This window comes from Hydrogenophaga crocea (assembly GCF_011388215.1).
GTDB lineage: Bacteria > Pseudomonadota > Gammaproteobacteria > Burkholderiales > Burkholderiaceae_C > Hydrogenophaga > Hydrogenophaga crocea.
Genome location: NZ_CP049989.1, coordinates 2,613,390 through 2,638,000 on the forward strand (window position 1 = coordinate 2,613,390; position 24,611 = coordinate 2,638,000).

Consider the following 24,611-nt stretch of genomic DNA (forward strand, 5'->3'; position numbering starts at 1 on the left):
GTTCCCACCCGGTCGCCGCATGGCGCGCAGGTTCAAGACGGCGGCGCGCCGGCCACGCACCATGCCGCCCATTCAACCCAAGGAGCCGGCATGGAACTCATGGTGAACGGGGAGCGCCGCGGCGTGGCGCCCGAGTGGCAGGACGAGGCGCTGTTGTGGGTGTTGCGCGAGCACCTGGCGCTGACGGGCGCCAAGTACGGTTGCGGCCAGGGCCTGTGCGGCGCCTGCACGGTGCTGCTGGACGGCCGGCCGCAGCGCAGTTGCCTGTTGCCCGTGCGCTCGGCGCAGGGCCGGCGCATCACCACGATCGAAGGCCTGGCCGGCCCCGACGGCCGGCTGCACCCAGTGCAACAGGCCTGGCTCGACGAGCGCGTGCCGCAGTGCGGCTACTGCCAGGCCGGCCAGATCCTCGCCTGCGCCGCGCTGCTCGATCAACACCCCCGGCCCACGGACGCACAAACCACCGACGCCCTCGCGGGCCACCTCTGCCGCTGCGGCACCCAGCAGCGCATCCGGGCCGCTGTGAAGCGTGCTTCGGGGCAGCCCGGCGGGGAGCCGTCATGAAGCGCCGCAGCCTGTTGCTGGCGGGAAGCGGCCTGGGTGTGAGCTTCTGGCTGGGCGGCTGCGCGCTGCCGGTGTTTCCCAAGCGGCCTGCCGCCAGCCCGCACGACGCGCTGGGCTGGATCCACCACGAGAACGGCCGCTACACGCTGCGGCTGCCCCGCGCCGAAATGGGCCAGCAGATCGCCACCGCCCTGCGCCAGGTCGCCGCCGACGAACTGGGCGTGGCCGCAGAGGCCGTGGCCGTGCGGCTCGCGGGCACGGCCGACCTGGCGCGCGTGCGCGCCACGGTGGGCAGCGAATCGGTGCGCGACTTCGCCCTGCCGCTGGCCCAGGCCTGCGCCACGCTGCGCGAGGCCTTCGCGCGCGGCGAGACGCACGGCTGGCGCGATGCCGACCCCCTGCCGCCCACGGCCCTGCGATCGTTCCGGCGCCCGGCCGGCGCCACACCCGCGCCCGGGGCGCGCAGGCCGGTGCCGCGTGTGCACGACCGCGAGATCGTGACCGGCGCGCCGCTCTACGTGGCCGACGTGCGCCTGCCCGGACTGCTGCACGGCCGCGTGCTGCGCGCCCCGCTGTCGCCCGAGCTGCCCTCGCGCGTGCTCGGCCTGGACGAGCGCGCGGCGCGCGCCGTGCCCGGCTTCGTCGCGCTGGTGCGCGACCAGCGCCTGCAGCAGGCCCAGGCCGAAGGCCTGGGCATCGTGGCGCGCACGCCGGGCGCGCTCGATCGCATCGAGGCCGCGCTCGCGGTGCAGTGGGGCGTGGACGGCACCGGCGACGACCCCGCCATCGCGCGCCGCATCGACGTCGACGCGCATGCCGCACAAGGCCGGCTGCCGAACACGGTGCTCGACGAAGGCCGCATCGACCCCGCCGCGCCCTGGGACCTCGACCTGCGCATCGACGTGCCGCTCGCGGCGCACGCGGCCATCGAGCCGCGCGCCGCCGTGGCCGCCCTCGATGCCGCGGGCGTGCTCGACCTCTGGGTCGGCACGCAGGACGCTTGGTACCAGCGCGACGTGGTCGGCAAGGCGCTGGGCCGCGGCGAAACGCAGCTGCGCGTGCACCCCTGCCGCGTGGGCGGCGCCTTCGGCGGCAAGACGATCTGCACCGTGGAGCTCGAAGCCGCGCTGCTGTGCGAAGCGGTGCGCGCCCCGGTGAAGGTGCAATGGACGCGCACGCAGGAGTTCCGCCAGGGCTTTCACCGCCCGCCCTCCAGCCACCGCCTGCGCGCCCGCTGGCGCGACGGTCGCCTGCAGGACTGGCAGCACCATTTCGCGAGCAGCCACATCCTGTTCACCGCGGCCGGCGTGCCCGCCTGGCTGCAGCGCATCACCGACGTGGTGGCGGGCGACCCGGGCGTGGCGCGCGGCGCCGCCCCGCCCTACCGGGCGCCCCGGCGCGAGGTGCGCTTCGCGCTCGCGCGCCTGCCCGTGTTCACCGGCCCGTGGCGCGGCCTGGGCGCAGGCCCCAACGGCCTGGCAATCGAATCGGCCATCGACGAATGCGCCTGGCTCGCTGGGCAGGACCCGGTGGCGTTTCGCCTCGCGCACATCGGCGAGCCGCGGCTCGCGCGCGTGCTGCGCGCCGCGGTGCAGGCCGCGCCGCCCCTCCCGCCTGCGACCGCTGGCGAACGGCGCGGCCGCGGCGTGGCCTGCGGCACCTACAAGCAGAGCAGCCACGCCGCGGTGGTGGCGGACGTGAGCGTGGCCGCCGATGGCCGGGTGCGGGTGACGCGCCTGGGCTGCGCGCACGACTGCGGCCACGTCATCGACGCCGACGGCGTGCGCGCGCAGTGCGAAGGCAACCTGGTGTGGGGACTGGGCATGGCGCTCAGCGATGCGCTGACGGTGGCCGATGGCCGCGTTGCGAGCGACAGCTTCGCGAGCGCGCCCATTCCGCGGCTGGATGCGGTGCCGCCGCTGCACGTGGTGCTGGTGGACGAAGGCGAGCCGCCGGGCGGCGCGGGCGAGACGGTGATCGTGGCCGCGGCCGCGGCCATCGCCAACGCGGTGCGCGCGGCCACCGGGCGGCGGCCCACGCGCTTCCCGCTCGACCCCGCCGCCTTCGCGCAGACTTGAGGCCATGGACGATTTCGCTTCGGCCGCGATGATGCGCGTGGTGCGCGAGGGCCTGCGCCGCCAGGGCCTGCCGGCGCCCGCGCCCCCGCCCAGCCACCTGGGCCGTGTCGCCCTGCCCGACAAACGCGCGCAGCTGCAGGCCTTGTGGCAGGCGCACGGGCCATGCGCCATCGCCCGCCTGGGCGAAGCGGTGCAGACGCTGCACGGCGACCCCATGGGGCGCGTGTTCGTGCACGCGAGCGGCCCCGGCGACCTGCTGGAGCGCTGGCAGCGGCTCGAACGCTTCGTGCATTCGCGCCACCGGGTGCTGGTGCTCGACGCCGGACCGCAGCACCTGCGCTGGCGCCACGCCTCGCTGCGATCGCAGGCGCCGCCCACCGCGGCCGAAGACCTGCTCGTCGCCGGCCTGCTGCTGGCACTCGCCGCACGCCTGCCCGCCGTGCACGGGCTGCGCGCGCGGCCCGCAGGGGCGACGGCCTGGACCTTCGACGGCCGCTGGGCCGCGCCCGACGCAAGCAGCGCCTGGCCCGCAGCGCTGGCCGAGTGGGAATGGCGCTGGCAGCAGCGCCCGGCGTCCGCGGCCGACGGGCCGTCGGCGACGGCATCGACGCCCGGCCCGCTCGCGCTGCTTGAGCGGGACCCCGCGGGCGGCTGGACGCTCGCGCGACTGGCCGAGGCGCTGCACACGGCGCCGCGCACGCTGCAGCGCCGGCTGGCGCGCGAGCAGCAGAGCTTCAGCGCCCTGCTGGCCCAGGCGCGCCTGAACCACGCGGCGCGCTGGCTCACCGACAGCGATGCGCCCCTGGCCGAGGTGGGTTACGCCAGCGGCTTCGCCGACCAGCCGCACTTCGCGCGCCGCTTCCGTGCGCACACCGGCCTCACGCCGGCGCAGTACCGCGCGCAGTTCGGCCGCGCCGGCCTCAGTCGAAGCGCCAGTCGCCGCTGACGCGCTGCCCCACACGCAGCAGGCGGCCGTCGCCTTCGAGCACGATGGCGTTCATGCCGAAGGTCAGAGCGCCCTTCACGCGCGCATCGGCGCGGTAGCCGCGCAGCGTGTCGTTGACCGCGGTGCCGGTTTCGGCGGTGTCGGGGTTCACATCGGGAATCGGGCAACGCGCGCAGGGCTTCACGGGCTCGATCAGGGCCGGGCCACCCTCGGCCTCGATGCGCAGCGCGCCCACACGGTCCTCGTCGTGCGCCTGCAGGCCGCCCAGCACGATGTTGGGCCGCATGCGGCGCGCGTCCACCGGCGCGTGGCCCGCCGCGGCGAGCCGCGCATTGAGCTCGTCGTGCGACGCGGTGCTCGTGACCAGCAGCGCGAAGCCGTCGGCGAACTGGGTGCCGGCCTCGCGGCCGCCGGTCCACCGGGGATCGCTGGCGCGCTTCAACTCGGGGTCGAAGCGCGCCAGACGCAGTTTCTTGAGCGCGGCCGGCGCCCCGGGGCCGAGGAAGTCGCTGAACCACTGCGCGGCCAGGTCGCCCATGTCCCAGGCGGCCACCTCGTCGTCCCACACGCGCACCTTCATCGGGCGCTCGGCGGCGTCGAGCTGCAGGTGCAGCGCCAGCATGCCGGGCGCACGCAGCACCAGTTGGCCCATCTTGAAGCTGGGCTGGATCAGCGCCATGCGCGGCAGCTCGCGCTGGCTCACGAATTCGCCGTCGGCGTCCACCACCATCCAGGCGCGGTCGTAGAGCAGGCCGGTCTCGGTGAGCTCGGCCTCCTGCAGGCGCACGCCGGCGCAGGATTTCACGGGGTAGACCCAGAGGGCGTCGATGGTGGCTTGGACGTCGGCGGTGTCGGACATGGCGCTGGGGACTTGGGGGTGGCGCGAAAGCGCCGGATTGTGCCCTGCTCCTAGAATCCGGGCATGTCTTCCAACGCCACCTCACGACGCGCCGACGTGGTCATCCGCGGTGCGGGCGTGGTGGGCCAGGCCCTGGCCCTGCTGCTGGCGCAAGAGCGCCTGCGCGTGGCGCTCGTGGCCCCTGCCGCCGCCCCCCGCCCCGACGACGTGCGCGCCTACGCGCTCAACACCGCCTCGCGCGAGCTGCTGCGCGCCCTGCGCGCCTGGCCCGACGACGTGCCGGGCGCGGTCACCCCGGTGCGCGCCATGCAGGTGCAGGGCGACGCCGATGGCTCGCTGCGCTTCGAGGCGGCCGAGCTCGGCGCCGAAGCCCTCACCTGGATCGTCGACGTGCCTGCCCTGGAGCGGCGGCTCGCGGACGCGATCGGCTTCGCCGCCGGTGTGGAGCGCGTGACCGAGGCACCGGCCGCGCGCCTGACCGTGGTCTGCGAAGGCCGGCACAGCAGCACGCGCGAGGCCCTGGGCATCGAGCACGAGGTGCGGCCCTACCCGCACAAGGCCATCGCGGCGCGGCTGCGTGCCGCGCAGCCGCACGGCGGCGTCGCGCGCCAGTGGTTCACCGAGGGCGAAGTGCTCGCGCTGCTGCCGCTGGGCGGCGAAGGCGCGCACGAGCTCGCGCTGGTGTGGTCGCTGCCCGCCGAGCGCACCGCCGCCTGGCTGGGTGCCGAGCCCGCGGCCTTCGCCCAGGCGGTGCAGGAGCGCTCGCAGCAGGCGCTCGGCGTACTCACGCTGCTGGGCGCGCCCCAGGCCTGGCCGCTGCAGCTGTCGCGCGCGCGACGCTGGATCGCCCAGGGCGACCAGGGCACGGTGGTGCTCGCGGGCGACGCCGCCCACGCCGTGCACCCCCTGGCCGGCCAGGGCCTCAACCTGGGCCTGGCCGACGCGGCCGAGCTCGCGCGCGTGCTGCATGCACGCGAGTACTGGCGCGAACTCGACGACCCCAAACTGCTCAGACGCTACGAGCGCGCACGCGCCGGCGACCTGCAGGCCATGGCCTGGGTGACCGACGGGCTGTTCTCGCTGTTCGGCCTGGCCGATACACGGGTGCAGCTGCTGCGCAACCGGGGCCTGTCGGGCTTCGACCGCAGCGGACCGCTCAAGCGCTGGCTGGCGCGCCAGGCCATGGGCCTGTCGCTCTGACGCCTTTCCGATTCTTCGCCCGGGCCTGCCCCATGAACATTCTCAAAACCCTGCTGCTCGGCCTGCTCGCCGGCCTGAGCCTGTCGGCCGCGGCCCAGGACGCGACCATCCGCAAGAACCTCGCCGAGCGCCTGCCCAACCTGCCGCCCATCGAAGAGGTGAGCAAGACGCCCTTCCCCGGCCTGTGGGAGGTGCGCCTGAGCGGCAACCAGCTCGTCTACACCGACGACAACGCCACCTACGTGCTCGGCGGCCCGCTGATCGACACCAAGAACCGCACCAACCTCACCGACGCCCGGCTCGACAAGCTCAACGCCGTGGCCTTCAAGGACCTGCCCTTCAAGGACTCGTTCAAGCTGGTCAAGGGCAAGGGCACGCGCCAGCTCGCGGTGTTCGAAGACCCCAACTGCGGCTTCTGCAAGCGCCTGCACCAGGAACTCACCAAGGTCGACGACGTGACCCTGCACGTGTTCCTGATCCCCGTGCTCGGCCCCGACTCGGTGGTGAAGTCGCAGCGCATCTGGTGCGCCAAGGACCGCGCCAAGACCTACAGCAGCTGGATGCTCAACCAGCAGCCGCCCGCCGAGGCGAGCTGCGACACCGCGGCCATCGAACGCAACGCCGCGCTGGCCGCCAAACACGGCATCAACGGCACGCCCACGCTGATCTTCGCCAACGACACGCGGGTGCCGGGCTTCATCACTGCCGACCGCATCGAGGCCCAGTTCAAGGAAGCGAAGGCCAAATGAGCCGCCCGCGCGGCAAGGCGGCCGCTTCCGTGCACTTCCGCGTCGAGGTGCTGAACCTGCACGCCCACCTCTTCAGCGTCACGCTCACCGTCACCGAACCCGCGCGCGCCCAGCGCTTCGCGTTGCCGGTGTGGATTCCGGGCAGCTACCTGGTGCGCGAGTTCTCGCAGCACCTGCAAGGCCTGCAGGCCAGCCAGGGCGGCGCGCCCGTGGCCCTGAAGCAGCTCGACAAGCACCGCTGGCAGGCCGCCAACGCGGCCGGCGCACCGCTCGAGCTGCGCTACCAGATCTACGCCTTCGACGCCTCGGTGCGCACAGCCTGGCTCGACGCCACGCGCGGCTTCTTCAACGCCACCAGCACCTGCCTGCGCGTGCTCGGCCACGAAGACCGGCCGCACACGCTGGACATCGCGCGCGGCAACGCACCGGCCGACTGGGCCGTGGCCACCGGCCTGGCGCCGCAACGGGTGGACGAACAGGGCTGGGGCACGCACCACGCGGCCGACTACGACGAGCTCGCCGACTGCCCCGTCACCCTGGGCCGCTTCTTCAGCGCCGAGTTCACCGCGGGCGGTGTGCCGCACCGCTTCGTGATGACGGGCGCGGGCGGCTGGGCCGACACCGAGCGCCTGGTCGAAGACACGCGCCGCATCTGCGAAACCCAGATCGCGTTCTGGCACGGCGACGGTGCGCCGCCCTTCGAGCGCTACGTGTTCATGCTGCACGCCAGCGGCGACGGCTACGGCGGGCTCGAACACCGCAACAGCACCGCGCTGATCTGCCAGCGCAGCGACCTGCCCGCGCGCCGCACGGGCGACACCAAGCCCGCAGCCCTCAAGGCCGGCGACGGCTACACCACGCTGCTGGGCCTGATCAGCCACGAATACTTCCACACCTGGAACGTGAAGCGGCTGCGCCCGGCCGAGTTCGCGCGCTACGACTACGACCGCGAGAACCACACCGAGCTGCTGTGGTTCTTCGAGGGCTTCACGAGCTATTACGACGACCTGTTCCTGCGCCGCGCCGGCCTGATCGACGACGCCGCCTACCTGCAGCTGGTCACCAAGACCGTGAACCAGGTGCTGCAGACCCCGGGCCGGCAGGTGCAGACCGTGGCCCAGGCCAGCTTCGATGCCTGGACCAAGTACTACCGCGTGGGCGAGAACACGCCCAACGCCACGGTGAGCTACTACACCAAGGGCGCGCTGGTGGCGCTGGCGCTCGACCTCACGCTGCGCCAGGAAGGCCGCACCACGCTCGACGACGTGATGCGCGCGCTCTGGCAACGCTGCGAGGCCGGCCCCATGCGCGAGACCGACCTGCGCCGCACGCTGCGCCAGCTCGGCGGCCGCGCCTTCGACGCCGAGCTCGATGCCTGGGTGCACGGCACCGCCGACCTGCCGCTCGAAGCGCTGCTGCAGGCCCTGGGCGCGAAGGTGCAGCACGACCCGGCGCCGCTCGCGCAGCAGCTCGGCCTGCGCGTGGCCGAAGCCGGCGGCACGCTCACGGTGAAGGCCGTGCTGCGCGGCGGGGCCGGCGAAGCGGCTGGCCTGGCCGCGGGGGATGAATGGCTGGGTGTGGAATTCGCGCCCGCGCGGCGCGGCGGCGCACCCGAGGCCTGGCGCGTGGGCAAGCTCGACGAGGTGCAGGCCCTGCGCGGGCCGCGCACCCAGCTCACCGCGCTGGTGTCGCGCGACCGCCAGCTGCTGCGCCTGCCGCTGCAGTGGCCCGCGCCGCAAACCGCCTGGCGCGTTACTGTGGGCGACGCCACCCGCCTGGCGCCCTGGCTGTCGGTCTGACGCTTACCTCGGGCGCTGGTCGAGCACGCGCTTGGCCTTGCCCTGGCTGCGCTCCACGCCGCCCTCGGCCTGCAACTGCACGTCGATGCTGGTGCCCACGAAGGTCTTCACATCGTGCTGCAGCGCGCGCGCCGCGGCCACGGCCTCGGCGGCCTTCGGGTCGAGACCCGGGCGGGTTTCCACGCGCACGGTCAGGCAGTCCATGGGCCCTTCGCGCGTGAGCACGCACTGGTAGTGCGCGGTCAGCGCGGGCTGCTTGAGGATCAGCTCCTCGATCTGCGTGGGGAACACGTTCACGCCGCGCACGATCATCATGTCGTCGCTGCGGCCGGTGATCTTTTCCATGCGGCGCATGGTGCGCGCCGTGCCCGGCAGCAGCCGCGTGAGATCGCGCGTGCGGTAGCGGATGATGGGCAGCGCCTCCTTGGTGAGGCTGGTGAACACCAGCTCACCCAGTTCGCCATCGGGCAGCACCGCGCCGGTCTCGGGGTCGATGATCTCGGGGTAGAAGTGGTCTTCCCAGATCGTCGGGCCGTCCTTGGTTTCCACGCACTCGTTGGCCACGCCCGGGCCCATCACCTCGGACAGGCCGTAGATGTCGACCGCGTCGATGCCCATGCGCTGCTCGATCGCCTGGCGCATGTCATTGGTCCAGGGCTCGGCGCCGAAGATGCCGATGCGCAGGCTGCTCTCGCGCGGGTCCAGGCCCAGGCGCTGGAACTCGTCGGCGATGGCGAGCATGTAGCTCGGCGTGACCATGATGATGTCGGGCCGGAAGTCCTGGATCAGCTGCACCTGGCGCTCGGTCTGGCCGCCGCCGAAGGGCACCACCGTGAGGCCCAGCTTCTCGGCGCCGTAGTGCGCGCCCAGGCCGCCCGTGAACAGGCCATAGCCGTAGCTCACGTGCACCAGGTCGCCCGCGCGCGCGCCGCTGGCGCGGATGCTGCGCGCCACCACGGTGGCCCAGGTGTCGATGTCGCGCTGCGTGTAGCCCACCACCGTGGGCTTGCCCGTGGTGCCGCTGCTCGCGTGGATGCGCGCGCATTGCGCGCGCGGCACCGCGAACATGCCGAAGGGGTAGTTGTCGCGCAGGTCGGCCTTGGTCGTGAAGGGGAACTTCGCCAGGTCGTCCAGGCTGCGGCAGTCGTCGGGGTGCACGCCCGCGGCGTCGAACTTGGCGCGGTAGACGGGCGAGTTCGCGTAGGCGTGCTGCAGCGTGGCGCGCAGGCGCTTGAGCTGCAGTGCGCGCAGCTCGTCGACGCTGGCCTTTTCGATCGGTTCAAGCGGAAGCTGGCTCATGCCGGGTCCTCTTCGGGAAACACATTGCCGGGAATCTGCGCGCTCTTGCCGCGGAACAGGGCCACGACCTCGCCGCGCTGGTTGCTGACCTTCATGTCGTACACGCCGTGGCGGCCCGACAGCGTCTGCTCCACGCCCTCGCAGGTGAGCACGTCGCCCACGTGCGTGGGCCGCAGGAATTCGATGCTGCAACCCGCGGCCACCGCGTTGCGGTTGTGGCTGTTGCAGGCGAAGGCGAAGGTGGAGTCGGCGAGCGTGAAGATGAAGCCGCCGTGGCAGATCTGGTGGCCATTGAGGTGCAGCGGCTTGACCACCATGCGCATCACGGCGCGGCCAGGCTCGCAGGCCAGCAGCTCCATGCCCATGGTGTCCTTGCTCGCGGTGTCGACGGCGAACATGGTCTGGCCGACCTTGGCGGCGCGTTCGGCAGGCGTCATGCTCATGCGCCCTTGAAGCGCGCCGGACGCTTCTCGCGGAAGGCCATCACGCCCTCGATGTAGTCGTGCGTCTTGCCCAGGGCCGACTGCGCGTCGCGCTCGGCGTCGAGCTGGGCGTCGAAGCTGCGCGTGCCGGCCTCGCGCAGCAGGCGGCGCGTGGCCACCAGCGCCTGCGTGGGCATGGCGGCGAGCTTGTCGGCCATGGCGAGCGAGGCGGCCAGGCAGTCGTCGGCCACGTCCCACACCATGCCCCACTCCTTGGCCTGCGCGGCGGGCAGCTTGTCGCCCGTCATGGCCAGCGCCATCGCGCGCGCCAGGCCCAGGCGCTCCACCAGCAGCCAGCTGCCGCCGGCGTCGGGGATCAGGCCGATCTTGCTGAAGGCCTGGATGAAGCTCGCGCCGGGCGCGGCGATCGCGATGTCGCAGCACATCACCAGCGAGGCGCCCGCGCCCGCGGCCACGCCGTTCACCGCGGCGAGGGTGGGCATGCGCAGCGCCATGAGGCGCCGCGCCGTGGGGTTGAAGGCCTGCTCGATCACCGGGCCGGGGTCGGCGCGCTTCACCAGGTCGGGGCCGGGCTCGAAATCGAACTCGGCGAGGTCGGCGCCGGCGCAGAAGCCGCGGCCCGCGCCCGTGATCACCAGCGCGCGGATCGCGGCGTTGGCCTCGGCGCGGTCGAGCGCGGCCCACAGGTCGCGGTGCATGGCGCGCGTGAAGCTGTTGAGCGCTTCGGGCCGGTTCAGCGTGAGCAGGGCCACGGCCCCGCGCTCTTCGTACACCACGGTGGTGTCGCTCATCGTCTGGTCTCCTCGGTGGGTGGCTGGGGCGCAATCTACCATTAACCAACCGATCGGTCGGCTAATGAATACCCCTAGCCCGGGGTCGCTATAGTGCCTGGCTGAGCCCACAAACCGCCACAGGAGACCCCATGAGCCAGGCCCCCGAACTGATCACCGTGCGCACCGAAGGCCGCGTCGGCATCGTCACGCTCAACCGACCCAAGCAGCTCAACGCGCTGAACAACCAGCTCATGGACGAGCTCGGCGCCGCGCTCAAGGCCTTCGACGCCGACGCCGGCATCGGCTGCATGATCGTCACCGGCAGCGAAAAGGCCTTCGCCGCGGGCGCCGACATCGGCGCCATGGCCAAGTACACCTTCGCCGACGCCTACAACGGCGACTACATCACCCGCAACTGGGAAACCATCCGCAGCATCCGCAAGCCCGTGATCGCGGCCGTGAGCGGCTTTGCGCTCGGTGGCGGCTGCGAGCTGGCCATGATGTGCGACTTCATCATCGCAGCCGACAACGCCAAGTTCGGCCAGCCCGAGATCAAGCTGGGCATCATCCCCGGCGCCGGCGGCACCCAGCGCCTGCCGCGCGCCGTCGGCAAGTCCAAGGCCATGGACCTGGTGCTCACCGGCCGCATGATGGACGCCACCGAGGCCGAGCGGGCTGGCCTGGTGAGCCGCGTGGTGCCGCTGGACAAGCTCATGGACGAGGCCCTGGGTGCGGCCCTGACCATCTGCGAGTTCTCGCTGCCCAGCGTGATGGCGGCCAAGGAATCGGTGAACCGCTCGTTCGAGGGCGGCCTGTCCGACGGCGTGATGTTCGAGCGCCGCATGTTCCACGCCATGTTTGCCACCGAAGACCAGAAAGAAGGCATGGACGCCTTCGTGAACAAGCGCAAGCCGGTGTTCACGCACCGCTGATTGATCAGGCCCGCGCGCATGGTCTATAATGCAGGGCTTCGGCGATATAGCTCAGTTGGTTAGAGCGCAGCATTCATAATGCTGATGTCGGTGGTTCAAGTCCACCTATCGCCACCAAACCCCAGAAGGCGGGCCCCGGCAACGGGTCCCGCCTTTTTCATTGCCCGCGCACCGCCGCCCCGTTCTCGCCATGGCCCTCAAGTCCACCATCTTCAAGGCAAGCCTGCAGATCGCCGACATCGACCATGGCTACTACGCCGACCACGCGCTGACGCTGGCCCGCCACCCGAGCGAGACCGACGAGCGCATGATGGCCCGCCTGGTCGCGCTTGCGCTCAACGCGCACGAGCTCACCGACACCTGCGGCGGCGACGGCACCCTGGCGTTCGGCGCCGGCCTGTCCGACCCGAACGACCCCGACCTGCACCTCACCGACTTCACCGGCCGCAAGCGCCTGTGGGTGGAGGTGGGTCAGCCCGAGGACAAGCCGCTGTCCAAGGCCTGCAGCCAGGCCGATGCGGTGCGCGTCTACGCCTATGGCTCGGCCGCCGAGGTCTGGTGGCGCGGCATCGAGAACAAGCTCACGCGGCTCGACAAGCTGCAGGTCTGGCGGCTGCCCACCGAGGGCATCAACGCGCTCGCCGCCCTGGCCGAACGCAGCATGCAGCTGCAGGCCACGGTGCTCGAAGGCGTGCTCACGCTCTCGGGCGAGCGCGGCAGTGTGAGCCTGGAGCCGGTGCGCTGGCGCTGAGCCCCTGCGTGAGACAATCCCGGCCTTGTTCAGCCTCTGGATCTACACCATGAACCGCTGCCTAAGCCCCCTGCTGCTCGCCCTGGCCCTCGTGGGCACGGCGCACGCGCAGAACACCCAGGTGCGCAACTTCCCCCGGGAAGCCTGGCGTGGCGAAATGACCATCAAGCAGCCGCCCATCGTCGAGATGGACGACAAGATCACGCGCCTGTCGCCCGGCGCGCGGCTGTTCGACGAAGACAACCGCGTGTTGCGCCCCGCGTCGCTGATCGGCCGCCCGCTCACGGTCAACTACCTGGTCGACCGCCGCGGCCAGGTCACGCAGGCCTGGGTGCTCACGGCCGAAGAAAAGAAGCAGAAGCGGCCCAGCTACGGCGTGGAACGCAACTTCGAGTTCGAGTCGCAGCAGACCCCGGCCAACCCGCGCACGGCACCCGCGCGCCCCAACTGATTCCCCCGCCAGACCGCGCGCCCGCGCCGGGCGTGCACCAGGGCGCGCCCGCGCCCGCAGGAGCCATGCCATGACCCAGAAAAAGGTCTACATCAAGACCTTCGGCTGCCAGATGAACGAGTACGACTCGGACAAGATGGCCGACGTGCTCAACGCCGCCGAAGGCTACGAACCCACGAACGACCCCGAGCAGGCCGATCTCATCCTGTTCAACACCTGCTCGGTGCGCGAGAAGGCGCAGGAAAAGGTGTTCTCCGACCTCGGCCGGGTCAAGCACCTCAAGCAAAAGGGCGTGCTGATCGGCGTCGGCGGCTGCGTGGCCAGCCAGGAGGGTGAGGCCATCATCCAGCGCGCGCCCTTCGTCGACGTGGTGTTCGGCCCGCAGACCCTGCACCGCCTGCCCGAGCTGCTCGCTCAGCGCAGCCGCCAGGCGCGGCCGCAGGTCGACATCAGCTTTCCCGAGATCGAGAAGTTCGACCACCTGCCGCCGGCCAAGGTCGACGGCGCCTCGGCCTTCGTGTCCATCATGGAAGGCTGCTCCAAATACTGCAGCTATTGCGTGGTGCCCTACACGCGCGGCGAAGAAGTGAGCCGCCCCTTCGACGACGTGCTGGTGGAGATCGCGGGCCTGGCCGACCAGGGCGTGAAAGAGGTGACGCTGCTGGGCCAGAACGTCAACGCCTACCGCGGCGCCATGGGTGACACCGCCGAGATCGCCGACTTCGCGCTGCTGCTCGAGTACGTGGCCGACATCCCCGGCATCGAGCGCATCCGCTACACCACCAGCCACCCCAACGAGTTCACGCCGCGCCTGATCGAGGCCTACGCGAAGATCCCGCAACTCGTGAACCACCTGCACCTGCCGGTGCAGCACGGCTCGGACCGCATCCTCATGGCCATGAAGCGCGGCTACACCGCCATGGAATACAAGAGCACCATCCGCAAGCTGCGCGCGATCCGCCCCGACATCTCGATGAGCAGCGACTTCATCGTGGGCTTCCCCGGCGAGACCGACGACGATTTCAACAAGATGATGAAGCTCATCGAAGACATCGGCTTCGACAGCAGCTTCTCCTTCATCTTCAGCCCGCGCCCCGGCACGCCCGCGGCCAACCTCGCCGACGACACGCCGCACGAGCTCAAGCTGCAGCGCCTGCAGCACCTGCAGGCCACCATCGAGGCCAATGTGCGCCGCATCAGCGCGAGCCGCGAAGGCACGGTGCAGCGCATCCTGGTCGAAGGTCCGTCGCGCCGCCCGGGCAAGGACGAGCACGGCCAGGCGAAGGCCGAGCTCATGGGCCGCACCGAGTGCAACCGCATCGTCAACTTCGACGGCGGCCCGCAGGGTGCGCGCCTGGTGGGGCAGATGATCGACGTGCGCATCACGCAGGCGCTGCCGCACTCGCTGCGCGGCGAGGTGCTGGTGCGCGAGACCGCCTGAGCCTGCCTCGCACCGTGCGGCCCTCCTCGCTGTCCTTCCAGCAGTTGCTGCTGGTCGCCTTCCTGCTGATCGGCGCGCTGCTGGGCGCCGCGGCGGTGCGCGCGCTGTTCTCGCTCGAGACCCTGCTCGAACAAAGCCGCGAAGGCACGGCGCAGGCGATCGCCCTGTCCACCGCGGCGCAGTCGCTGTCCGAGCGCAGCCTCACCATGGAACGCGCGGCGCGCCAGTCGCTGGTGCTGCGCGACAACCAGCTGCGCCAGCGCTTCACCGAGGCCGCGGGCAATGCGCGCGACATCCTGCGGCAGCTGCAGGACAACGAGCTGCCGCCCGAGTTCGCCGACGACTGGAGCCGCACGCTCGACTCCGTGAGCGCGCTGCTCGACGGTCCTGCCGACACCATGCTCGAGCGCGAGCGCGAAGTGGCGCTGGCCTTTCGCGAGATCGACGGCCACAGCGCCGCGATCGCGCAGCAGGTGCAGGCCATCATCGCGGCGCGCAACAGCGCCCTGCAGGCCGGCTTCAAGCGCAGCCAGGACCAGCTCACGCAGATCGTGACCGGCTCCATCCTGCTGGCCGCGGCCATGGCCCTGGGCTTCGGCATCTGGCTGGCCAAGCCCTTCCAGCGCCTGGAGCGCGCCATCGTGGGCCTGGGCGAGAACCGGCTCGACCAGCCGATCGACATCCCCGGCCCCAGGGACGTGCGCCGCGTGGGCCAGCAGCTCGAGTGGCTGCGCCTGCGCCTCACCGAACTCGACGCCGACAAGGCGCGCTTCCTGCGGCACATCTCGCACGAGCTCAAGACGCCGCTGGCCTCGATGAGCGAAGGCGTGGCGGTGCTGCGCGACGGCGTGGCCGGGCCGCTCAACACCGACCAGGCCGAGGTCGCGCACATCCTGCAGCACAACACGCAGGTGCTGCAGTCGCAGATCGAAGCCCTGCTGCGCTTCAACGCCGCGGCCTTCGAGGCGCGGCAGCTCAAGCGCGAGCGCACCGACCTGCGCGCCCTGCTCGAGGAGCAGGTGGAATCGCAGCGCCTGCACTGGCAGTCGCACGGCCTGCAGGTGCGCGTGGAAGGCGATGCGGTGCACGTGCCGGTGGACCGCGAGAAGATGGCCTCGGCGATCGGCAACCTGCTGCTCAACGCCATCCGCTTTTCGCCGCACGGTGGCACCATCCGCCTGGGGCTGCAGAGCCAGGCCGCTCGCGTGAGCATCGACATCGTCGACCAGGGCGCGGGCGTGGCGCCGGCCGATCGCGACCGGATCTTCGAACCCTTCTACCGCGGTGAGCGGCAGCCCGAGGGCGCGGTGCGCGGCACCGGCATCGGGCTGTCCATCGTCCATGAGTACATCGTCGCCCACGGTGGCCGCATCGAGCTGGTCGATGCCCCGCAGGGCGCCCACTTCCGCATCGAGTTGCCCCATGCCTCATGACCCCCGACGCGCCCCGCGCAGATCTCCCGGCGCCCGCGCGCTGCGCCTGGGCTGCGCGCTGGCGCTGAGCGCGCTCGCCGGCGCCTGCGCCGTCACGCCGCTGCCGCCGGCCCAGGCCCCGCGGGCCCGGCGCCCGCCGCCACCGCACCGGCCGGCACACCCGCGAGCGCGCCCGCGAGCGCGGGTCGCGCCGGCGTCCGCGCCCGCCGCATCGAGCGCCACGCCCGGGGCCGCACAGCCCCCGGCGCCGGCCGCCGCACCGGCCCTGGCCGAACCCGCCGCCCCCGCACCCACACTGGCACCCTCGCTCGTGATGCCCGCGCCCAACGGCCTCAACGCCAACGAAGCCACCGCCGCGCTGCTGCGCTACGCCGACCGCGTGCGCGCCCTCACGCCCGCCGAGCTCGCGCTCGAGATCGCCGCGCTCGGCGATCCCGGCAACCAGCCCGCGCGCCAACTGCAGCTCGCGCTCGCGCTCGCCAGCACCAGCCAGGCGGTGGACACGGCGCGCGCGCTCGGGCTGGCCCAGCGCGCCGCCAACAGCAACGCGGCCGACGCCACCCCCTACCGGCCGATCGCGCGCCTGATCGCGCACCGCCTGCTCGAGCAGCGCAAGCTCGAGGAAAACATCGATCGCCAGGCGCAGCAGCTGCGCGAGCAGCAACGGCGCATCGACCTGCTCAACGAACGCCTCGAGGCGATGCGCGCGATCGAGCGCAGCCTCAACAACCGCACACCGGCCACCGCCCCGCGGCCGCCATCGCCATGAAGGCCGCCATGAGCACCCCCATTGCACCCCGCGCCCGCCTGCTCGTGGTCGACGACGACGCCGACATGCTGCGCCTGCTCTCCATGCGCCTGGGCGCGGCCGGCTACCACGTGACTGCCGTGGGCTCGGCCGAGGCCGCGCTGGCGCAGCTCGCGATCGAGCGCCCGCAGCTCGTGCTGTCCGACGTGCGCCTGCCCGGCCGCGATGGCCTGGCCCTGTTCGACGAGGTGCGCGCACGCCACCCCTCGCTGCCCGTGATCCTGCTCACCGCGCACGGCACCATCCCCGACGCGGTCGAGGCGACCTCGCGCGGTGTCTTCACCTACCTGACCAAGCCCTACGACGCCAAAGAGCTGCTCGAGAAGATCGCGCAGGCGCTGGCGCTCACCGCCCCCAGCCTGCCGACGAAGCACGCCGACGAGACCTGGCGCAGCGACATCGTGAGCCGCTCCAACCGCATGGCCGACCTGCTCGCCGAGGCGCGCATGGTGGCGCAGAGCGACGCCAGCGTGCTGCTGCGCGGCGACTCGGGCACCGGCAAGGAAATGCTGGCGCGCGCCATCCACAAGGCGAGCGCACGCGCGGGCAAGCCCTTCGTCGCCGTGAACTGCGGCGCCATCCCGGAGGCGCTGCTCGAGTCCGAGCTGTTCGGCCACGTCAAGGGCGCCTTCACCGACGCGGTTGCCAACCACAAGGGCCTGTTCCAGGCCGCTGACGGCGGCACGCTGCTGCTCGACGAGATCGGCGACATGCCGCCCGCGCTGCAGGTCAAGCTGCTGCGCGTGCTGCAGGAGCGCGCGGTGCGCCCGCTGGGCTCGAGCCAGTCGGTGCCGGTCGACGTGCGCATCATCTCGGCCACCCACCGCGACCTCGAGGCCGCGATGGCCGAAGGCCAGTTCCGCGAAGACCTCTACTACCGCCTCAACGTGGTCACGCTCACGCTGCCCACGCTGGCCGAGCGGCGCGAAGACATCCCCCTGCTGGCCAACCACTTCCTGGCCAAGCTCTCGGCCAAGTACGGCAAGCGCAGCTCGGGCTTCGCGCCCGAGGCGCTCAAGGCGCTCACCATGGCCACCTGGCCCGGCAACGTGCGCCAGCTCTACAACGTGGTCGAACAGGTGTGCGCGCTCACCACCACACCCCTGGTGCCGCTGGCGCTGGTGCAGCGCGCGCTGCGCACGCCCTCGGTCGAGGTGCTCAGCTTCGCCGAGGCCCGCCACCGCTTCGAACGCGAGTACCTGGTGGACCTGCTCAAGATGACCGACGGCGTGGTGGCCGACGCCGCGCGGCTGGCGCAGCGCAACCGCACCGAGTTCTATCGCCTGCTGCAAAAGCATGCGCTCACGCCGGGCCTGTTCAAGAGCGATGGCGCGGGCCTGCCCGAGGCGCCCGACGAGGGCCCTGTCGCCGATTCGTGACACGCCCAAGCCCTTGTTTTACAAGGGCTTTTTTTCGAACGACGGACACCGCGTCGCCCATTGGCGACAAAAAACCCGGGTTTACCCTGATCGGCAGGGGCCCGGGTCGGGCGTGCGCCCGTCAGTTTCGTGCAAGCCTTTGATCTGCAACGACTTTTCAGAGCTGGCACAGGGTTTGCCCTAGACAGGGCATGCCAAGGAGTTTCCTCAGCTTTCCCACCCTTCGCCAACGCCTGACCAGCGCCCTGTTTGCCGCGCCCCTGCTCGCCTTCGCCCCGGCGCATGCCTTCGACTGGGACCAGCTCACCCACCTCGCCCAGGTGCGCGCGAGCGAGCCCTGGCGTGAAAGCGGCGACAAGCTGCCCGAGCCCCTCGCCAGCATCACCTACGACCAGCTGCGCGACATCCGCTTCCGCCCCGAGCGCTCGACTTGGCGCGACCTGAAGCTGCCCTTCGAGGCCCAGTACTTCCACCTCGGCCTGTACCAGACGCAGCCGGTGCGCATCCACGAACTGATGCCCGACGGCAGCGTGCGCCACCTGCCCTACCGCACCGAAGACTTCCACTTCGGCGCCAACCGCTTCGATACCACCGCCTGGGGCGACCTCGGCCACGCGGGCTTTCGCCTGCACTACCCGCTCAACAACGTCGCCTACAAGGACGAGCTCGTGGTGTTCCTGGGCGCGAGCTACTTCCGCGCGCTCGGTGCGCAGCAGCAGTACGGGCTGTCGGCGCGCGGGCTCGCGGTCGACACCGCGGGCGGCAACGGCGAGGAATTCCCGCGCTTTTCCGAGTTCTGGATCCAGCGCCCCGCACCCGACGCCAAGGCGCTCACGGTCTTCGCGCTGCTCGAGTCGCCGCGCGTGACCGGTGCCTACCGCTTCGACATCCGCCCCGGCTTCAACACCACCCTGGGCGTGCGCGCCCGGCTGTTCGCGCGCGATGGCGCAGCCCCCATCAAGACCCTGGGCGTGGCCCCGCTCACGAGCATGTTCCTGTCGGGCGAGAACCAGCCCATGGCGAGCGACTTCCGCCCCGAGGTGCACGACTCCGACGGCCTGATGCTGGCCACCGGCGAGGGCGAATGGCTGTGGCGGCCGCTGCAGCGCCCGGCCACGCCGCAGGTGAGCTCGTTCACCACCACCGACCCCCGCGGCTTCGGCCTCATGCAGCGCGACCGCCGCTTCTCGAGCTACGAAGACGTGGAGGCGCGCTACGAGCGCCGCCCCAGCGCCTGGATCACGCCGCGCGGCGCCTGGGGCGCGGGCCGTGTCGAGCTGGTGCAGTTGCCCACGCCCGACGAGACGCACGACAACATCGTGGCCTACTGGGTGCCCGCGCAGCCGCTGGTGGCGGGCCAGCCGCTCGAATTCGCCTACGACATCGCCTGGCAGGGCGACGAGCAGCAGCGCCCGCCCTCGAGCTGGGTGACACAGAGCCGCCGCGGCCATGGTTACACCCGGCTCAGCGCCCAGGAACAGGCCGCTCAGCCGCAGTACGTGCTCGATTTCGCCGGCCCTGCGATCGACGCCCTGCCCCCCAATGCCGACGTGCGTGCCGTGGTCAGCGCCAACGCCAACGGCCGCGTCATCCAGGCCATCGCCTACCCGAACCCGGCCACGCGCAGCTGGCGCGTGAGCCTGCGCGTCACGCGCATCGATCCCACGCAGCCCGTCGAGCTGCGCGCCTTCCTGCAACACCAGCAACACACCGTGAGCGAAACATGGACGCACCTGCTTCTGCCCGAATGAACCTGCGCAGCACCCTGCGCGAGGAGCGCCACCCGAACGCGGTGACGGCCCCGCCGATCCACCGCGGCTCCATGGTGCCGCGTCCCTGGCGCGGTTTCTGGAACAGCGTGGGCACCGCGCTGCTGAGCACCGCGAGCGACCTGCTGCCGCCCTACGGCCAGCGCGCCGCGCGCGTGCAGGAGCCGCGCGAGCCCTGGCAGGGTGCGGCGAACCGCCGCCGCGCGGTGTTCGCCGCACTCACGCTGGCCTGGACGGTGATGGCCGCGATGATGTTCTCGCACCTGCAGCCCGAAGAGGGCAACCCCTGGCTGCAGGCTGGGCAGCTGGTGCTGTTCGTGACGCTTTCGGCCTGGGTGCTGACCGGTTTCGTCACCGCGCTCATGGGTTTCTGGGTCTCGCTGTTCGGTGACAAGCACACGCTGCGCGCGGCCGACGTGCGCGGCCACGCCATGAACCCCGAGGCGCGCACCGCCATCATCATGCCGATCTGCAACGAAGACGTGGCCACCGTCTTCGCCGGCCTGCGCGCCACCTGCGATTCGCTCGCCGCCACCGGCGAGGCCCGCGTGTTCGACGTCTTCGTGCTGTCCGACAGTTACGACCCGGCGATCCAGCGCGCCGAGCGCGCCGCCTGGGAAAACCTGCGCACCGAACTCGCCACCCAGAGCGGCCGCGCCTCGGTCGAGGTGTACTACCGGCTGCGCACGCGCCGCACCCACCGCAAGGCCGGCAACGTGGCCGACTTCTGCCGCCGCTGGGGCAAGGACTACCGCTACATGATCGTGCTCGACGCCGACAGCGTCATGAGCGGCAACTGCTTGGTCGACATGGTCAAGCTCATGGAAGCGAATCCGCGCGCCGGCATCATCCAGACCGCCACCCAGGCCGTGGGCCACGCCACGCTGCACGCGCGCGCGCAGCAGTTCGCCTCGCGCGTCACGGGCCGCCTGTTCACGCTGGGCATGCAGTTCTGGCAGCTCGGCGAATCGCACTACTGGGGCCACAACGCCATCATCCGCGTCGAGCCCTTCATGCAGCACTGCGCGCTCGCGCCCATCCCGGGCAAGGGCGGCATGTCGGGCGGCATCATGTCGCACGACTTCGTCGAAGCCGCGCTGATGCGCCGCGCCGGCTACCACGTGTGGCTGGTGTCCGACCTGCAGGGCAGCTACGAACAGCAGCCGCCCGACCTGCTGAGCGAACTGCAGCGCGACCGCCGCTGGTGCCAGGGCAACCTGCAGAACGCCCGCCTGATGGCCGAGCCCGGCATCCACCGCGTGCACCGCAGCATGTTCGCCATCGGCGCCATGTCCTACCTGTCGGCGCCGCTGTGGCTGGCCTTCCTGGCCTTCGGCACCGCGCTGTGGGTGACCGACCAGACCGTGGTGCCGAGCTGGGACGCCGTGCCCATGGAGCTGCGCGGCCTGTGGGTGTGGACGCTGTGCCTGCTGTTCATGCCGCGCGTGCTCGGCCTGGTGGCCGTGTTCCTCAAGCGCGAACAGCGCCAGTTCGGCGGTGGCCGCACCCTGGTGATGAGCGCCGTGATCGAGACCGGCCTGGCGCTGCTGCAGGCGCCCATCCGCATGCTCGCGCACTCGCTGTTCGTGCTGGTGGCGCTCACCGGCATCAAGCTCGAATGGAAGTCGCCCCCGCGCGAAGCCAATGGCATCGGCTGGATCGACGCGGCCCAGCGCCTGGCCCCCATGAGCGTGGTGATCGGCCTGATGGGCGTGGGCGTGGCCCTGCTCAACGCCGACGCCCTGCTCTGGCTGGCCCCGGTGGCGCTGCCGCTGCTGCTGGCCATTCCGCTCACCGTGGCCACCAGCCATGTCGACCTGGGCGCCTGGATGCGCTCGCGCGGCGTGCTGCTGATCCCCGAGGAGTCGTGGTCCCCCGCGGTGCTGCGCAGCGCCTGGCGCCACGCCAGCCGGCTGGCGCTCAAGGCCGCCTGAGACCGGCAGGCCGCCGCCTCACTCCCGGTCGGGCGTGCGCAGGTAGCGCGCGTCCGACCACGTGGCCAGCCACTGCGGCACGAAGGCCACGAACACCGCGACCAGCAGGCCGGTGAGAAACGCATCGCCCCAGGCCATCAACCAGGCCGCGACCAACGCCTGGTCCGCCGCCACCGGATGGGCCCATTGCATGAGCGCGCCGGCCGCGAAGCCGGCCAGCGCGGTGCCGATGAAGCCGCGGCCGAGCGTGTAGACAAAGGGGTTGGGCGGCAGCCAGCGCCGCAGCACGGCCCCGATGCCCAGCACCAGCGTGGCTGGCACCACACCCAGCCACCAGAGGCGGCCCACCGCGTCCAGCGCACCACCCGACCCGAGCAGCCAGACCAGCGCGGCCACCGCGGCCAGCACGGGCACCGCGAGCGGCCAACCCAGCATCAGCACCAGCAGGCTCGCGCCCGAGAGCTGGATGCGCAGCCCCGCCGGCATGAGCTGCGGCGTGAGCCACAGCAGCGGCAGCAGCACCAGCGCGCCGAGCGCGGGCGTGAGCAATGGCCCGCGCAGCAGCCGCCAGGGGCGCAGCGCGAGCGCGAGCATCAGGGCCAGCGCGGTGCCGGCGGTTTCGATCAGGGGCCACATGCGCCGCAGTATGCGAGCGAGCGGGCCGGGCGGGTTTGACGCGGGTCAGCCCATGCCGGGCAGCTTGGGCAGGCCCTTCATGCCGCCCATGCGCTTCATCATCTTCATGAGGCCGCCGCCCTTCATCTTCTTCATCATGTCGCGCATCTGCTCGAACTCCTTGAGCAGGCGGTTGACTTCCTGCACGTGCACGCCGGCGCCGGCGGCGATGCGGCGCTTGCGCGTGGCCTTGATGAGATCGGGCTTGCGGCGCTCGGTGGGCGTCATGCTGCAGATGATGCCTTCCTTGCGCTTGATGTCTTTCTCGGCGCGCGAGAGGTCGGCCTCACCCGCCTTGGCCGCGAGCTGCGCGGGCAGCTTGTCGATCAGGTTCGACAGCCCGCCCATCTGCTTCATCTGGCGCAACTGCTCCAGGAAATCCTCGAGGTCGAAGCCTTCGCCGCTCTTGACCTTGGCCGCGAGCTTCTGTGCCGCGGCCATGTCCACGCCGGCGGTGACCTGTTCGACCAGGGCCACGATGTCGCCCATGCCGAGCACGCGCTGCGCGTGGCGGTCGGCGTCGAACACCTCGAGACCGTCGATCTTCTCGGACACGCCAGCGAACTTGATCGGCACGCCCGTGACCGAGCGCACCGACAGCGCCGCACCGCCGCGCGCGTCGCCGTCGAGCTTGGTGAGCACGATGCCGGTGAGCGGCAGCGCCTCCTTGAAGGCCTTGGCGGTGTTGACCGCGTCCTGGCCCTGCATGGCGTCGACCACGAACAGCGTCTCCACCGGCTTGAGCACGGCGTGCAGTTCCTGGATCTCGCGCATCAGCGCCTCGTCGATCGCGAGCCGGCCCGCGGTGTCGACCAGCAGCACCTCGAAGTGGTGGCGGCGCGCGTGGTCGAGCGCGGCGCGCGCGATGTCGGCGGGCTTCTGGTCGGGCGTGCTGGGGAACCACTCGGCGCCGGCCTGGGCGGTCACGGTCTTGAGCTGTTCGATGGCCGCGGGGCGGTAGACGTCGCCCGACACGGTGAGCACCTTCTTCTTGCGCTTCTCGATCAGGTGGCGCGCGAGCTTGGCGGTGGTGGTGGTCTTGCCCGCGCCCTGCAGGCCGGCCATGAGGATCACCGCGGGCGGCTGGGCCGCGAGGTTGAGGTCGGCCACGCCCTCGCCCATGGTGGCGGCGAGTTCGCGGTTGACGATACCGACCAGCGCCTGACCCGGCGTGAGCGAACCCACCACATCAGCGCCCAGGGCCTTGTCCTTCACGCGCGCGATGAAGTCGCGCACCACGGGCAGCGCCACGTCGGCCTCGAGCAGCGCCATGCGCACCTCGCGCAGCATGTCGCTGACGTTGCTTTCGGTGATGCGCGCCTGCCCGCGCATCTCCTTGACGATGCGTGACAGGCGTTCGGACAGGGCGGAGGCCATGGGCTGAGCTCGGTGTGAGGGGATGGAGGGTGGCCGCGGCAGCGGCCGCGGGCCGGGGCGCAGGCGGCCGGGCATTCGCGGCCGGAGGCACCGTTAAGATGTGCGGGTGATTTTAGTGCCCTGCCCCAGCCCACGGTCATGAACCTGCTGCCCCAACTGGCGCTGAACCTGCCGGCGGCGGTGCTGTCGGCCGTCACCGCGCTGGCCTATGCGCTGGCGCCCTGGGCCTATCCCCGCATGGGCGCCCTGCAAGCGCGCGCGGTGCTGGGCATCACCTGGGGTCTGCACCTGCTGGCGCTGCTCACCGGGCTCATGAGCGACCCGGTGCGTTTCGGCTTCGCGCCCGCGCTGTCGGTCACGGCCTGGCTGGTGCTCACCGTCTACCTGGTCGAAACCCGCTTCTACCCGCAACTGCGTGCACGCTGGACCCTCTCGGCGCTGGGCGCGGCCGTGATGTTGCTGGCGCTGCTCTTTCCGGGCGCCCACCACCCGGCGCTGCCCTCCGTCTGGATGCCGCTGCACTGGGCGCTGGGCATCGCCTCCTACGGGCTGATCGCGGCCGCGGTGGTGCACGCGCTGCTGATGCAGCGCGCCGAACGGGCCATGCGCAGCGGCCAGGCGAACGAGGCGGCCATGCCGCTGCTCACGCTCGAGCGCCTGACCTTCCGCTTCGTGGCCGCCGGCTTCGTGCTGCTGAGCCTCACGCTGGCCGCGGGCTGGTACTTCTCGGAACTCGTCAACCAGCGCATGGTGTGGAACCACAAGGCCGTGTTCTCGGTGCTGGCCTGGCTCACCATGGGCGTGCTGCTCTGGGGCCGCTGGCGCCTGGGCTGGCGCGGGCGCATGGCGGTGCGCATGCTCTACCTCGGTGCGGGCTTTCTGCTGCTCGGCTACGTGGGGTCGCGCTTCGTGCTCGAGGTGCTGCTGCAGCGCGCCGTGTAGACCCCCTGG

Annotated in this window: 22 protein-coding genes and 1 tRNA gene; 17 read left to right on the forward strand and 6 right to left on the reverse strand. The window is 71.6% G+C overall.

The window, feature by feature from the left end; translation table 11 throughout:
• Positions 1-90: 90 nt before the first annotated feature.
• Genes G9Q37_RS12345 through G9Q37_RS12355 form a run of 3 tightly spaced genes read left to right on the forward strand, consistent with a single transcriptional unit; the run spans position 91 to position 3,588 of the window.
• On the forward strand, positions 91-564 hold the full coding sequence (locus G9Q37_RS12345; protein ID WP_166227479.1) for a (2Fe-2S)-binding protein: 474 nt from the start codon (positions 91-93) through the stop codon (positions 562-564).
• Positions 561-2,642 carry a xanthine dehydrogenase family protein molybdopterin-binding subunit gene (locus G9Q37_RS12350; RefSeq protein WP_166227480.1) on the forward strand — a complete coding sequence of 694 codons (2,082 nt, stop codon included), beginning with the start codon at positions 561-563 and terminating at the stop codon, positions 2,640-2,642. Before G9Q37_RS12345 ends, G9Q37_RS12350 begins: the two co-directional genes overlap by 4 nt.
• A gap of 4 nt (positions 2,643-2,646) precedes the next feature.
• On the forward strand, positions 2,647-3,588 hold the full coding sequence (locus G9Q37_RS12355) for a helix-turn-helix transcriptional regulator (RefSeq protein WP_166227481.1): 942 nt from the start codon (positions 2,647-2,649) through the stop codon (positions 3,586-3,588).
• Here the strand turns inward: G9Q37_RS12355 and G9Q37_RS12360 are convergent.
• Complete coding sequence (locus G9Q37_RS12360; protein ID WP_166227482.1) at positions 3,563-4,447, reverse strand: MOSC domain-containing protein; 885 nt, start codon at positions 4,445-4,447, stop codon at positions 3,563-3,565. The two genes, G9Q37_RS12355 and G9Q37_RS12360, sit on opposite strands and share 26 nt — an antisense overlap.
• 63 nt (positions 4,448-4,510) lie before the next feature.
• Between G9Q37_RS12360 and G9Q37_RS12365 the strand changes: the two genes are divergently transcribed.
• From G9Q37_RS12365 to G9Q37_RS12375, 3 genes are read left to right on the forward strand one after another with little or no spacing between them, the layout of a single operon-like run.
• On the forward strand, positions 4,511-5,647 hold the full coding sequence (locus G9Q37_RS12365) for an FAD-dependent monooxygenase (RefSeq protein ID WP_166227483.1): 1,137 nt from the start codon (positions 4,511-4,513) through the stop codon (positions 5,645-5,647).
• Positions 5,648-5,679: 32 nt separating this feature from the next.
• Complete coding sequence (locus tag G9Q37_RS12370; protein ID WP_166227484.1) at positions 5,680-6,396, forward strand: DsbC family protein; 717 nt, start codon at positions 5,680-5,682, stop codon at positions 6,394-6,396.
• Positions 6,393-8,195 (forward strand): M61 family metallopeptidase, encoded by a 1,803-nt coding sequence (locus tag G9Q37_RS12375; protein ID WP_166227485.1) that lies wholly within the window; start codon positions 6,393-6,395, stop codon positions 8,193-8,195. The genes G9Q37_RS12370 and G9Q37_RS12375 overlap by 4 nt, the downstream gene beginning before the upstream one ends.
• 3 nt (positions 8,196-8,198) lie before the next feature.
• Here G9Q37_RS12375 and paaK read toward each other — a convergent pair whose 3' ends face one another.
• The 3 genes from paaK to G9Q37_RS12390 are packed head-to-tail and all read right to left on the reverse strand — an operon-like array spanning position 8,199 to position 10,728.
• Entirely contained in the window at positions 8,199-9,494 is a 1,296-nt protein-coding gene (paaK, locus tag G9Q37_RS12380) for a phenylacetate--CoA ligase PaaK (RefSeq protein WP_166227486.1), read from the reverse strand.
• On the reverse strand, positions 9,491-9,931 hold the full coding sequence (paaI, locus tag G9Q37_RS12385; protein ID WP_166227487.1) for a hydroxyphenylacetyl-CoA thioesterase PaaI: 441 nt from the start codon (positions 9,929-9,931) through the stop codon (positions 9,491-9,493). The genes paaK and paaI overlap by 4 nt, the downstream gene beginning before the upstream one ends.
• Positions 9,932-9,933: 2 nt before the next feature.
• Positions 9,934-10,728, reverse strand: coding sequence for an enoyl-CoA hydratase-related protein (locus G9Q37_RS12390; RefSeq protein ID WP_166227488.1), 795 nt, complete (start codon positions 10,726-10,728; stop codon positions 9,934-9,936).
• A gap of 131 nt (positions 10,729-10,859) precedes the next feature.
• Between G9Q37_RS12390 and G9Q37_RS12395 the strand changes: the two genes are divergently transcribed.
• The 10 genes from G9Q37_RS12395 (at position 10,860) to mdoH (ending at position 21,608) form a co-directional block, all read left to right on the forward strand.
• Positions 10,860-11,642, forward strand: coding sequence for an enoyl-CoA hydratase (locus tag G9Q37_RS12395; protein WP_166227489.1), 783 nt, complete (start codon positions 10,860-10,862; stop codon positions 11,640-11,642).
• Between the two features lie 40 nt (positions 11,643-11,682).
• Positions 11,683-11,759 (forward strand) — tRNA-Met (locus G9Q37_RS12400).
• 73 nt (positions 11,760-11,832) lie between these two features.
• On the forward strand, positions 11,833-12,393 hold the full coding sequence (locus tag G9Q37_RS12405; RefSeq protein ID WP_166227490.1) for a YaeQ family protein: 561 nt from the start codon (positions 11,833-11,835) through the stop codon (positions 12,391-12,393).
• 49 nt (positions 12,394-12,442) lie between these two features.
• The gene (locus G9Q37_RS12410; protein WP_166227491.1) at positions 12,443-12,844 is read left to right on the forward strand and encodes a hypothetical protein; all 402 of its coding nucleotides are present in this window, start codon (positions 12,443-12,445) and stop codon (positions 12,842-12,844) included.
• A 70-nt stretch (positions 12,845-12,914) separates the two neighbouring features.
• Complete coding sequence (miaB, locus tag G9Q37_RS12415) at positions 12,915-14,285, forward strand: tRNA (N6-isopentenyl adenosine(37)-C2)-methylthiotransferase MiaB (RefSeq protein WP_166227492.1); 1,371 nt, start codon at positions 12,915-12,917, stop codon at positions 14,283-14,285.
• A gap of 14 nt (positions 14,286-14,299) precedes the next feature.
• Positions 14,300-15,718 carry a sensor histidine kinase gene (locus G9Q37_RS12420; RefSeq protein WP_166227493.1) on the forward strand — a complete coding sequence of 473 codons (1,419 nt, stop codon included), beginning with the start codon at positions 14,300-14,302 and terminating at the stop codon, positions 15,716-15,718.
• On the forward strand, positions 15,708-16,487 hold the full coding sequence (locus G9Q37_RS12425; RefSeq protein WP_205710643.1) for a hypothetical protein: 780 nt from the start codon (positions 15,708-15,710) through the stop codon (positions 16,485-16,487). The genes G9Q37_RS12420 and G9Q37_RS12425 overlap by 11 nt, the downstream gene beginning before the upstream one ends.
• Positions 16,488-16,495: 8 nt before the next feature.
• Positions 16,496-17,905, forward strand: a complete 1,410-nt coding sequence (locus tag G9Q37_RS12430; RefSeq protein WP_240936383.1) for a sigma 54-interacting transcriptional regulator — start codon at positions 16,496-16,498, stop codon at positions 17,903-17,905.
• A gap of 191 nt (positions 17,906-18,096) precedes the next feature.
• Positions 18,097-19,656 carry an OpgD/OpgG family glucan biosynthesis protein gene (locus G9Q37_RS12435; RefSeq protein ID WP_166227495.1) on the forward strand — a complete coding sequence of 520 codons (1,560 nt, stop codon included), beginning with the start codon at positions 18,097-18,099 and terminating at the stop codon, positions 19,654-19,656.
• A complete protein-coding gene (gene mdoH, locus G9Q37_RS12440; protein WP_205710644.1) occupies positions 19,653-21,608 on the forward strand; it encodes a glucans biosynthesis glucosyltransferase MdoH in 1,956 nt (651 codons plus the stop codon). The genes G9Q37_RS12435 and mdoH overlap by 4 nt, the downstream gene beginning before the upstream one ends.
• Positions 21,609-21,626: 18 nt before the next feature.
• On the opposite strand, the gene G9Q37_RS12445 is transcribed toward mdoH, so the two are convergent.
• Together G9Q37_RS12445 and ffh are read right to left on the reverse strand one after the other, a co-directional pair.
• Positions 21,627-22,244, reverse strand: coding sequence for a hypothetical protein (locus tag G9Q37_RS12445; RefSeq protein WP_166227497.1), 618 nt, complete (start codon positions 22,242-22,244; stop codon positions 21,627-21,629).
• Between the two features lie 45 nt (positions 22,245-22,289).
• Complete coding sequence (ffh, locus tag G9Q37_RS12450) at positions 22,290-23,660, reverse strand: signal recognition particle protein (RefSeq protein ID WP_166227498.1); 1,371 nt, start codon at positions 23,658-23,660, stop codon at positions 22,290-22,292.
• Between the two features lie 138 nt (positions 23,661-23,798).
• On the opposite strand from ffh, the gene G9Q37_RS12455 reads away from it, so the two are divergent.
• Positions 23,799-24,602 (forward strand): cytochrome C assembly family protein, encoded by an 804-nt coding sequence (locus tag G9Q37_RS12455; protein ID WP_166227499.1) that lies wholly within the window; start codon positions 23,799-23,801, stop codon positions 24,600-24,602.
• The last annotated feature ends 9 nt before the right edge of the window (positions 24,603-24,611 follow it).

Excerpts from the sequence above, each read along its gene's own strand:
- G9Q37_RS12345 (WP_166227479.1), top strand. The coding sequence starts at position 91 with ATGGAACTCATGGTGAACGGGGAGCGCCGCGGCGTGGCGCCCGAGTGG.
- G9Q37_RS12350 (WP_166227480.1), top strand. The coding sequence starts at position 561 with ATGAAGCGCCGCAGCCTGTTGCTGGCGGGAAGCGGCCTGGGTGTGAGC.
- G9Q37_RS12355 (WP_166227481.1), top strand. The coding sequence starts at position 2,647 with ATGGACGATTTCGCTTCGGCCGCGATGATGCGCGTGGTGCGCGAGGGC.
- G9Q37_RS12360 (WP_166227482.1), bottom strand. The coding sequence starts at position 4,447 with ATGTCCGACACCGCCGACGTCCAAGCCACCATCGACGCCCTCTGGGTC.
- G9Q37_RS12365 (WP_166227483.1), top strand. The coding sequence starts at position 4,511 with ATGTCTTCCAACGCCACCTCACGACGCGCCGACGTGGTCATCCGCGGT.
- G9Q37_RS12370 (WP_166227484.1), top strand. The coding sequence starts at position 5,680 with ATGAACATTCTCAAAACCCTGCTGCTCGGCCTGCTCGCCGGCCTGAGC.
- G9Q37_RS12375 (WP_166227485.1), top strand. The coding sequence starts at position 6,393 with ATGAGCCGCCCGCGCGGCAAGGCGGCCGCTTCCGTGCACTTCCGCGTC.
- paaK (WP_166227486.1), bottom strand. The coding sequence starts at position 9,494 with ATGAGCCAGCTTCCGCTTGAACCGATCGAAAAGGCCAGCGTCGACGAG.
- paaI (WP_166227487.1), bottom strand. The coding sequence starts at position 9,931 with ATGACGCCTGCCGAACGCGCCGCCAAGGTCGGCCAGACCATGTTCGCC.
- G9Q37_RS12390 (WP_166227488.1), bottom strand. The coding sequence starts at position 10,728 with ATGAGCGACACCACCGTGGTGTACGAAGAGCGCGGGGCCGTGGCCCTG.
- G9Q37_RS12395 (WP_166227489.1), top strand. The coding sequence starts at position 10,860 with ATGAGCCAGGCCCCCGAACTGATCACCGTGCGCACCGAAGGCCGCGTC.
- G9Q37_RS12405 (WP_166227490.1), top strand. The coding sequence starts at position 11,833 with ATGGCCCTCAAGTCCACCATCTTCAAGGCAAGCCTGCAGATCGCCGAC.
- G9Q37_RS12410 (WP_166227491.1), top strand. The coding sequence starts at position 12,443 with ATGAACCGCTGCCTAAGCCCCCTGCTGCTCGCCCTGGCCCTCGTGGGC.
- miaB (WP_166227492.1), top strand. The coding sequence starts at position 12,915 with ATGACCCAGAAAAAGGTCTACATCAAGACCTTCGGCTGCCAGATGAAC.
- G9Q37_RS12425 (WP_205710643.1), top strand. The coding sequence starts at position 15,708 with ATGCCTCATGACCCCCGACGCGCCCCGCGCAGATCTCCCGGCGCCCGC.
- G9Q37_RS12430 (WP_240936383.1), top strand. The coding sequence starts at position 16,496 with ATGAGCACCCCCATTGCACCCCGCGCCCGCCTGCTCGTGGTCGACGAC.
- G9Q37_RS12435 (WP_166227495.1), top strand. The coding sequence starts at position 18,097 with ATGCCAAGGAGTTTCCTCAGCTTTCCCACCCTTCGCCAACGCCTGACC.
- mdoH (WP_205710644.1), top strand. The coding sequence starts at position 19,653 with ATGAACCTGCGCAGCACCCTGCGCGAGGAGCGCCACCCGAACGCGGTG.
- G9Q37_RS12445 (WP_166227497.1), bottom strand. The coding sequence starts at position 22,244 with ATGTGGCCCCTGATCGAAACCGCCGGCACCGCGCTGGCCCTGATGCTC.
- ffh (WP_166227498.1), bottom strand. The coding sequence starts at position 23,660 with ATGGCCTCCGCCCTGTCCGAACGCCTGTCACGCATCGTCAAGGAGATG.
- G9Q37_RS12455 (WP_166227499.1), top strand. The coding sequence starts at position 23,799 with ATGAACCTGCTGCCCCAACTGGCGCTGAACCTGCCGGCGGCGGTGCTG.